Source organism: Pseudomonas imperatae (assembly GCF_057128625.1).
On the sequence record NZ_JBSKHP010000018.1, the window covers coordinates 124,902 to 134,167 of the forward strand.

Consider the following 9,266-nt stretch of genomic DNA (forward strand, 5'->3'; position numbering starts at 1 on the left):
CCGCAGGCCGCGTCCTTTGCGTACACTTCTGCTAAGTTGTACGATGACTTCACCCGCTTCGCACAACAACTACCCCAGGAGCTCCCATGACCCAGCCCACCCCAGTCCTTATCGCAGGCCCCTTGCTGCCCAGCCTGCAAACAGCGGTAGACACCCACTTCGCCGCCACCCACTACTGGGAACTGGCCGACCAGCAGGCCTGGCTGCAGGCCAACGGCGCCAGCATCAAGGCCCTGGTCACCAGCGGCGTGTACGGCGCCAGCGCGGCGTTGTTGGGGCAGTTGCCCAACCTGGAGGCCATCTTCAGCTTCGGCGTGGGCTATGACGCCATTGCCGTGGACGTGGCCCGCGACCGCGGCATCGTGGTCACCAACACCCCGCAGGTGCTGGACGATTGCGTGGCGGACACGGCCATGGGCCTGATTCTCGACACCTTGCGCCGCTTCACCGAGGCCGACCGCTACGTGCGTGCCGGCAAGTGGCCCCAGGCGCGCTTCCCGGTGGCGGTGAAGGTCGGCGGCAAGAAGCTGGGCATCGTCGGCCTGGGCAACATCGGCCAGGCCATCGCCAGGCGGGCGGCGGCGTTCGACATGGAGATCCTGTACCACAACCGCAGCCCCAAGGCGGGGGTCGACTACCGCTACTTCGCCGAACTCGACGCGATGATCAGCGCCTGCGACGTGCTGGTGCTGGCAGTGCCGGGCGGCAAGGCCACCGACCGCCTGATCGACGGGCGGCGCCTGGCGCTGCTGGGCAGCAAGAGTTTCCTGATCAACATCGCCCGCGGTTCGGTGGTGGACCAGCCGGCGCTGATCCAGGCGCTGCAGCAGGGCACCATCGCCGGCGCCGGCCTGGATGTGTTCGAGGCCGAACCGCAGGTGCCCGAGAGCCTGTTGGCGATGGACAACGTGGTGCTGCTGCCACATGTGGGCAGCGGCACCCAGGAAACCCGCCAGGCCATGGGCGACCTGGTGTGGAAGAACATCGAGGGCTGGTTCTACAACGGCAAGCGCCCGCTCACCCCGGTGTAACCCCTTTGCGGTTACGGGGCTTTATCGGGTGAGCAGGCCGTCCACCGTCTGCCGGCACACCTCGCGGGCCTGCTCCAGCACGCGGCGCTTCCACTCATCGGTCTCCACGTAGAACGCCTCGCGTATCTGCTGCTTGATACGCTGGCGTTGCTCGGCGCCGGTGCGCGGGTGGCGTTGCAGCCACTGTTCGGCGCGCAGCGCCTGCAGCACTTGCGGGCCGGGCTGGGTGCCGTATTCCAGGGTCAGGCCGTTGTACTGGGCCTGCGGGCATTCTTCCATCACGGCCAGGTCGAGGGTGCCGCGCAAGTGCGCCGAGGTCGAACTGCCGTCGAAGCTGTTGGTCACCTCAGGACCCCACCAAGCCTTGGCCCGGGCCAGGTCGTTGGCGCTGGCCGGGCCCTTGTAGATGCGCTCGCCCACGCCCATCGGGCCCAGCCCGGTGTGCAGGTCGATCCAGCCGATGCGCTGGCAGGCCTGGGCGTGTTCGCGCAGCACCTGGCGCACCCGCTGGTTGCTCCAGGTGGGCGCGGTGCCGCTGAAGAACAGCCCGTCGGGGTGGCTCGCCTGGCCGCTGGAGATGGCCGCTTGCAGCGCCTTGCGGCCCTTGCGCAGCACCTGCAGCATCAGCTTCAGCTCGTTGATGCGTGACGGCGGCCACTGCTCGGGCAGCAGCCGCTGGGCGATGGCGGCGTAGCCGGGGTTGGCCGGCTGGGGCTGGCTGAAGTCGAGGAAGTTGCGGTTGAGGTCGACGTTCTCATGGGTCACCCGCCGCAGCCACGAGAAACCGTAGGGGTTGAGCGCGTGCAGGTACAGCACGGCCAGGTCCTGCTGTTCGGTCAGCGCCATCCAACTGTCGTCGTTCAACAGATCCAGCTGCACCGCCGAGCCACAGAAGCCCTCGATGCCGTGGCAGCCGCTGCTGATCACCATCAGGTTGCGCGCGTCGGGCGCGCCCACCCGGCACACGTCCAGGGCCAGGGTTTCATTGTCACTGCCGGTGTGCGGGTGCACGTGCGACTGCACGGCGAGGCCGCGGCGCGCGCAGGCCAGCAGAAACTGTTGGCGCGCCTGGGCGTAGCTTGAAGCAAACACGGAAAGGTTCATGCGAGGGTCCTGGTAGGCAACGAACGGGAACGGCGCGCGCAGGCAGGCGCCGCGCGGGGCAGGCCCGCGCGCCGTGGGTCAAGCAATGAAAAAGAAGGGGGTTCAGCCGGCCCAGCGCGCCTGCAGGGCTTGGCGCGTGCGCGCCGGCGCGATGATCACCAGCCCCAGCGCCGCGCAGACCATGGCGGCCACGCCGATGCCGTGCAGCGCGGTCTCGAAGCCGCGGGCGATGTCACCGTCGAACAGCGTGACCAGCCGGCCCACGGCCCAGGGCGCGAACATGCCCGAGAGGGTCATGCTGCCCACGTGGATCGCCAGCATGGCGCCGCGCTGGCGCAGCGGCGAGATGTGCGAGGTGATGGTCATGCCGAAGGCGAACACGCCGTTGAGCAGCACGCCGCCCAGCACGTAGCACGCCAGCTTCATGGCCAGCCCGGCGGTCAGCGTGCCCAGGGCGCAGAAGGCCAGGCCGCCGAGGATGCAGCAGGCCATGGGCGGCAGCACCAGGCTGCGCTGCACGCTGGCGCCGCCTTTGAGCAGGCGCTGGGACAGCGCCGACAGCAGCAGGTTGATGACGATGATGCTCAAGGTGGCGGCAAACAGCACGTAGCCGGCCTGCATGCTGCCCAGGCCCAGGCCTTTCTGCAGGTACACCGCCGACCAGCTGAACGACAGCGCGTTGGGCAGGTAGGCCAGGAAGCACATCAGCGAGATCCACACGAAGGTGCGGTTGAGCAGCAGGTGCCGGTAGGGCACGGTCGGGCTCGCCGCTTGCGGTGCTGCCCCTTGGCTGCCTTCGGCGCCGAACAGCCACCAGGCCAGCATCCACGCCAGGCTCAGGCCTGCCAACAGCAGGTAGGCCGAGCGCCAGCCAAAATGGGCAATGCTGAAGGGCAGGGCGATAGCGCCCAGCAGGCCGCCCAGCATGATCGACACCTGCAGCAGCGATGCCGGCAGCACCTGCTTGTCGGCTGCGTACCACTTGAAGCTGGCGTGCTGGGTAACCGCCGTGCCCGGGCCACAACCGGCGCCCAGCAGCAGGCGGCTGGCAGTCAGCGCCGCCAGGCCATTGGCGAAGGTCACCAGCAGCTGCGCGCTGGTCCACACCAGCGCCATCAGGGCCAGAATCCAGCGGGTGGGAAAGCGGTTGGCGAGGAAGCCCACGGCGATGCCCGACAGCGAATACAGGAAGAAAAACGCGCTGCCGACGAAGCCGAACTGCTCGGTGCTCAGCTGCAGTTCATCGATGATCTGCGGGCCGGCGAAGGCGAAGATGGTCTTGTCCAACACGCTGATGACCATCACGGCCATCAGCAGGCCGATCACCAGGGGGCGGCGCGGGGGCGCTCTCATGGGAAATCCTTGTGCGGTGGAGTTGCGATGGCCACAGCATGCCCCAGCCCCCTGCGCCTGGATAATCACCTCTGCACATGCTTATCAGGGCTGGTTATGGCGACCGTAGCCGCTGCCGAAGGCTGCGCTGGCCGGTGTGAACACCGGAGATTTTCAGTGAGGCACAGGGCCAGCGCAGCCTTCGGCAGCGGCTACGGGTGTCAGGCCAGCTCCGGCGCCTTCACCGCATGCGGGCTCTTGTACACATAGATCAGCTCATCGGCCAGCGCCTTGGCCTCGCGCGTCATCAGCTCCTGGTCGCGGCACACCAGCGAGATGTTCATCGGCGGCACCGGCTCGGCGATCTTCAGCACCTGCAGGCCGTTGGTGAAATTCTGCGTGCGGTCGAGAATGCGCTGCGACCAGTAGCTGACTGCGTCGCTGGTGGCGGCCATCTCGGAAAACAGCACCACCGAGGCGCACTCGATGACGTTGTCGGGCCAGGCGATGGCGTGGTGCTCGAACATCATGTTCACCTTGGACTGCTCCATGGAGTCCTGCAGCAGCCAGTCCAGCTCGCGCAGTTCGGCCAGGCTGGTGGCGCCGGCACTGGGGTGGCCGGTGCGCACAGCCAGCACCGCGGGTTGCTCGAACAGCTCCACCCAATGGAAGCCATCGGTGCAGCGCGCGGCGGGCAGGGAGGTCAGGGCCATGTCCAGCAAACCCTCGCGCAGACCCTCCATCAGCTTGGAAGGGCGCAGCTCGTGGATCTGGATGTGCACCTTTGGGTAACGTTTGCGGTAACGGTTGAGGCTGTTGACGAACTGCGGCCCCGGCGTCACCGGTGACACGCCGATGGACAGCTTGCCGTCCATCACGCCCTTGAGCGTCTCGATTTCCTCGCGTGCGCGGCGCACTTCCTCGAGGATCAGGCGTGCGCGGCGCACCAGCCGTTCACCGTACTCGGTGGCGGTGATGCCGCGGTTGGAGCGGATCAGCAGCGGCACGCCCAGCTCCGCTTCCAGTTCCTTGATGCCCTTGGACAGGGCCGGCTGGGAGATATGCAGCAGGCGCGAGGCCTCCTGGATACTGCCGCTTTCACAGATGGAGACCATGGCCCGCAGTTGATGCAACTTCATGAGCACTCGCCGAACTTCAGGATGTTCATGAATTCAAAGCAAAATTCGGGCCTATGAGGCGGCCTGGCGGCCGCTGCTACGGGATTCGCGAACACCGTAGCAGCGGCCGCCAGGCCGCGTCCGCTTTTAGCGAATGCCGGTGACCCGCAACGCCGACGGGGTGAAGTCCTTGCGGCTCATGGGCACGTTGAAGGTGTAGCCGTTCTTCTCCTCGTTGTGCAGCGAGTTCACCGCGTAGCGCCCCGACAGCAGGTCGTAGTGCACTTCGGCGGCAAAGGACGGCGCCTTGACGTTGTAGAAGAAGCTCGCATGGCCCTCCGACACCCGCCACAGCGCGCCGTGGCCATCGTAGGCCTCGGTCTCGGCGCCTTGCCAGCTGTCTTCGTCGATGTAGATATCACGCCGCGAATAGATATGCCGCTCGCCCGGCTTCAGCGTTGCGGTCAGGTGCCACACCCGGTGCAGCTCGTAGCGGGTCAGGTCCTGGTTGATGTGGCCGGCCTTGACGATGTCGGTGTACTTGAGCGTCGGCGCTTCCAGGCGGTAGCTGTTGTAGGGGATGTACAGCTCCTGCTTGCCCACCAGCTTCCAGTCGAAGCGGTCCGGGGCGCCGTTGAACAGGTCGAAGTCGTCGTAGGTGCGCAGGCCTTCGGCGGCCGGGCTGTCATAGGCCACCTGCGGCGCGCGGCGCACCCGGCGCTGGCCGGCGTTGTACATCCAGGCCTCGCGCGGCTCCTTCACCTGGTCCACGGTCTCGTGCACCAGCAGCACGCCACCGACCATGCGCGCCGGGGCCAGGAACTCCTCGCGGTAGAAGCTGAGGATATTCGCCTGCTCCTGCGGGTCGTAGTCGCTCAGGCCGGTGGGGAAGGCCAGCTCCTGCTTGAGTACGGTGGGGGTGAAGTCGCCGTTGGCCTGGGGCGAGGCCTGCATGACGATGCGTTTCATCGTGTCGCCACGGTAGCGGCCGATCAGGTTCCAGATCACCTCCAGGCCGTCCTTGGGAATAGGGAAGGGCACCGCGCCGGGGTGGTAGTGCTCCAGGCCGTTGCCGCCGGCCACCAGCTGCGTGTCGGTGGCGTTCTGGCGGGTGGCGGCCAGGCTCTTGTCGGGCAGGCTCACCGTGCGGTGGCTGGGGTACACGGGAATGCGGTAGCTGTCGGGGTAGCGGGCGAACAGCGCCAGCTGGCCCGGGGTGAGCTTGTCCTTGTACTGCGCAGCGTTGGCCTGGGTGATCACGAACAGCGGCTTTTCGCTGGCGAACGGGTCAGCCAGGAAGCCGTCGGCGTCGACCTTGCCGGCGTTCACCGGCAGGCCGCCGGTCCAGGCCGGGATGCTGCCGTCGGCGTTGCCGGCCTTCTGCGCGCCCACCGGGGTGAGGTCGGCGCCCAGGCGCGCGGCCTGGTCGGCGGTCACCGCGGCGTGCACGTGGGACGCCAGCAGGCACAGGCTCAGGGTAAACAGGTGCAAGTGTTTCATCGGGTACCTCGCAGGATCAGAAGCTGACGCCGACGCTCAAGGCGACGAAGTCACGGTCAGTGTTGGTGTTGTAATCGCCGCCGAAGAAGTTGGTGTAGCTGAGGCTGGCGGTGTATTTGGTCAGGTAGTCGGCATCCACGCCCACGCTGATGGCCTTGCTGCCCTCGGTGAAGGTCGGGCCGTTGCCGCGCACGTCGTGTGAGAAGGTGACGTTGGGCTTGAGGTTGACCCCGGCGAACACGTCGCTGTATTCCTCCACCGCGCGCAGGCGGTAGCCCCACGAGATCGGCGTGTAGTAGCCCTTGCTGTTGCACTGGCCGGGGTTGGAGCTGTTCAGCGCCTGGCAGATGGCGTTGCCCGACAGCCCGCCCAGCAGCAGGGCGGTGCCGGCGTCGGCCAGCGCGCCGTTGCCGTAGACGCTGCTGCGGCCAAAGCGCAGGTCCGAGCCGTCGGTGGCGCCCAGGCCGCTGATGTAGCCCATGCCCACTTCGCCCACCAGGCTCAGGCGGTCGCCGCCCAGCACGTGGTCGAAGGTGCGCACCGCGGTGGTCTGCGCCTGGGTGTAGGGCATGCGTTTGTAGCCCTGGATGGTCGAGCCGTAGGTCGAGCTGGCCCAGCCGCTGCTGAAAATCGGCAGGCCGGCGTTGACCAGCGGGCTGGTGGCGGCCGAGCCCAGCACGGCAGCGTTGGAGACGTCGCTGGCGTTGAGCGACATGGGCATGTTCGGCCGGTAGCTGATCTCGCCCGACAGCGCCGTGGCGCCAACGTTGGTGGCGAAGCTCAGGCCGTACAGGTGGATGTCCTCGGGGTAGGTAAGGTAGTAGGTGGCGGTGCTCACGCCGCCTTTGCCGCTCAGCCCGCCCACCGGGTCGGCCAGCGCGCCTTTGCCCACGGTCCAGTTGAACTCGGGGTTGCGCGCGTGATAGTTGAGGGCGTAGAAGCCGAACTCGGTGTCGTTGAGCTGCGGCACGGTCCAGTGCAGCGACACGCCGAACTGGCCGCTGTTGCGCGCATCGTCGTCACTGCCGCGCGGCACGTAGCCGTAGTTGCTGGCCGTGCGGTCGAAGTCGCTACCGTTGATGGTCATGCCCTGGGTGCAGCCCTTGGCGGCCACGTCGCTGCCGAAGAAGGTGCCGCAGTTGTCCAGCTCGGTCTTCTGCCAGGTCAGCTGGTAGAAGGCTTCCACCGACAGGTTGTCGCTCAGGCCTTGGCTGACGTACAGCATGTTCACCGGGATCAGCCCCTCCTTGACCTCGGAGCCGGGGCGGCGCAGGGCCGAGACGTCCACCGGGTTGATGGCGTTGATGGAGTTGCCGATGAAGGTGCTCTCGCCCCAGCTGACCACCTGCTTGCCGGCGCGCACGCTGCCCGGCAGGTCGGCGATGCTGTAGTTGTGGTAGACGAAGGCGTCGAGAATCTCTGCGCCCTGGCCCTTGGCGGCTTCGTCGCGGCCGCTGTCGTCAATGTCGTAGAGGTGCGTGTTGCCGTGCTCCACGGCGTAGTCGTACCAGTATTTGGCGCGGATGAACGCGCCGCTGTCCTGGTACTTGAGCTGCAGGTCGTGCACGCCCTTGAAGATCTCCGAAAACGCCTGGCCCTTCTTGAAGTTCAGGCGCCCGTCGTCGCTGGTGCGGGTGGCGGCGTGGCCGCCGTTGGCGGTGCCGATGAACTGCTTGTCCGGGTTGGCGGTGCCGAAGCTGGCGCCGATGGACAGCGTCGAGTCGAGGTGGCCCTCGATGTCGCCGATGCTGAAATCCGCCGCCATGGCCGGTGCGGCGCCGGCAAGGGCCACGGCCATCGCCAGGGTGTGGGGATACAGTGTCCCCAAGGTTTTTATCGTGTTCACGCTGCTCTCCCCCAAAACCTGCATGGCTAAGACGCGGGGTCAGTTGCCCCGCTGGCTGCTGGTGATATCCCCTGTGCTCCAGGTCTGCCGCATGGTAGGGAGCGCGCCGGGTTCTGCCTTCCAGCAAATTCTTATGCCTATAGCCAAAGGTGAAGTGCGTGGGCCTGGGGCGGCTCCCTAGAATGGCCCCGGGCCGCGCCCTGGGGGTGGCGGCGACAGTCATGGGAGCGAGTGCGGTGGCGAGGCAGCGGTTGAGGGTGGGCAAGGGGGGCGCCTGGTGGCTGGCGCTGGTGATGGCCGGGGCCGTGCAGGCCGGCGAACTGCCACGGGCGGCGTCGGGGTTGTTGACCGACGTCGCCAGCGTCGGCACGCGGCAGGTGGCAGTGGGCGAGCGCGGCCATGTGTTGCTGTCCGATGACCAGGGCCGCAGCTGGCGCCAGGCGAGCGTGCCGAGCCAGCAACTGCTGACAGCGGTGTACTTCGTCGATGCCCAGCACGGCTGGGCGGTGGGGCACGACGCGCAGATCCTCGCCACGGCCGACGGCGGCGTCACCTGGGCCCTGCAGTTCCAGGACCCGGCCCGCCAGGCGCCGCTGCTGGGGGTATGGTTCGAGAACGTCAGCCACGGTTTCGCCGTGGGCGCCTACGGTGCGCTGCTGGTGACCGAGGACGGCGGCGGCCACTGGCAGGACGCCAGCGCACGGCTGGACAACCCCGACCAGTTGCACCTCAACGCCATTGCCGCGGTGAAGGACGCGGGCCTGGTGATCGTCGGCGAGCAGGGCCTGCTGTTCCGTTCCGCGGACGGCGGTGCCAGCTGGCAGCGCCTGCAAGGCCCCTACGAGGGAACGCTGTTCGGCGCCGTGGCCACCGCCCAGGCCCGCACCTTGCTGGTGTTCGGCCTGCGCGGCCATGTGTTCCGTTCCACCGACTTCGGTGACAGTTGGCAGGCCATCGCCGTGCAGGGCGAGCGCGGGCCGCTGGACGCCGGCCTGGCCAACGCCCGGCTGTTGCACGACGGCACGCTGGTGCTGGTGGGCGAGGGCGGCACGGTGCTGCGCAGCGTCGACGACGGCCAGCGCTTCAGCCGCGTCACCCGCCCGGACCGCCAGGCGCTGGCGGCTGCGGCAGCCGCTGGCGACGGCCTGCTGCTGGTAGGCGAAAACGGTGCGCATCGCGCGAACATCAACGGCAGCGAGGCCGTGCAACCATGAGCATTCAGCAACGCTTCCCGGCACCCCAGGGCACCCTGCTGGAACGCCTGATCTTCAACAACCGTCCTTCGGTCATCATCCTCTGCCTGCTGGCCAGCCTCTTCCTGTTCTGGCAAGCCAC

At 67.6% G+C, this 9,266-nt stretch carries 8 protein-coding genes; 3 read left to right on the forward strand and 5 right to left on the reverse strand.

The annotated features are described in order from the left end of the window. The first annotated feature begins 86 nt into the window (after window positions 1-86). Window positions 87-1,031 carry a 2-hydroxyacid dehydrogenase gene (locus ACWKWX_RS22090; protein ID WP_483828923.1) on the forward strand — a complete coding sequence of 315 codons (945 nt, stop codon included), beginning with the start codon at window positions 87-89 and terminating at the stop codon, window positions 1,029-1,031. Between the two features lie 21 nt (window positions 1,032-1,052). On the opposite strand, the gene ACWKWX_RS22095 is transcribed toward ACWKWX_RS22090, so the two are convergent. The 5 genes from ACWKWX_RS22095 to ACWKWX_RS22115 all read right to left on the reverse strand — a co-directional run bounded on the left by ACWKWX_RS22095 (window position 1,053) and on the right by ACWKWX_RS22115 (window position 7,931). Continuing rightward, window positions 1,053-2,135 carry a M14 family metallopeptidase gene (locus ACWKWX_RS22095; RefSeq protein WP_483828924.1) on the reverse strand — a complete coding sequence of 361 codons (1,083 nt, stop codon included), beginning with the start codon at window positions 2,133-2,135 and terminating at the stop codon, window positions 1,053-1,055. Between the two features lie 102 nt (window positions 2,136-2,237). Further along, window positions 2,238-3,488, reverse strand: a complete 1,251-nt coding sequence (locus tag ACWKWX_RS22100) for an MFS transporter (protein WP_483828925.1) — start codon at window positions 3,486-3,488, stop codon at window positions 2,238-2,240. 200 nt (window positions 3,489-3,688) lie between these two features. Next, entirely contained in the window at window positions 3,689-4,606 is a 918-nt protein-coding gene (locus ACWKWX_RS22105; protein WP_416423775.1) for a LysR family transcriptional regulator, read from the reverse strand. Window positions 4,607-4,732: 126 nt separating this feature from the next. Continuing rightward, window positions 4,733-6,085 carry a DUF1329 domain-containing protein gene (locus ACWKWX_RS22110; protein ID WP_476301459.1) on the reverse strand — a complete coding sequence of 451 codons (1,353 nt, stop codon included), beginning with the start codon at window positions 6,083-6,085 and terminating at the stop codon, window positions 4,733-4,735. A 16-nt stretch (window positions 6,086-6,101) separates the two neighbouring features. Next, a complete protein-coding gene (locus ACWKWX_RS22115; protein WP_483828926.1) occupies window positions 6,102-7,931 on the reverse strand; it encodes a DUF1302 domain-containing protein in 1,830 nt (609 codons plus the stop codon). 182 nt (window positions 7,932-8,113) lie between these two features. Here ACWKWX_RS22115 and ACWKWX_RS22120 point away from each other — a divergent pair, with 182 nt between their 5' ends. Further along, window positions 8,114-9,145, forward strand: a complete 1,032-nt coding sequence (locus tag ACWKWX_RS22120; protein ID WP_483828927.1) for a WD40/YVTN/BNR-like repeat-containing protein — start codon at window positions 8,114-8,116, stop codon at window positions 9,143-9,145. Then, window positions 9,142-9,266: hypothetical protein (locus tag ACWKWX_RS22125; protein WP_483828929.1), on the forward strand; the 125-nt coding region annotated here is incomplete at its 3' end. The genes ACWKWX_RS22120 and ACWKWX_RS22125, both read left to right, overlap by 4 nt.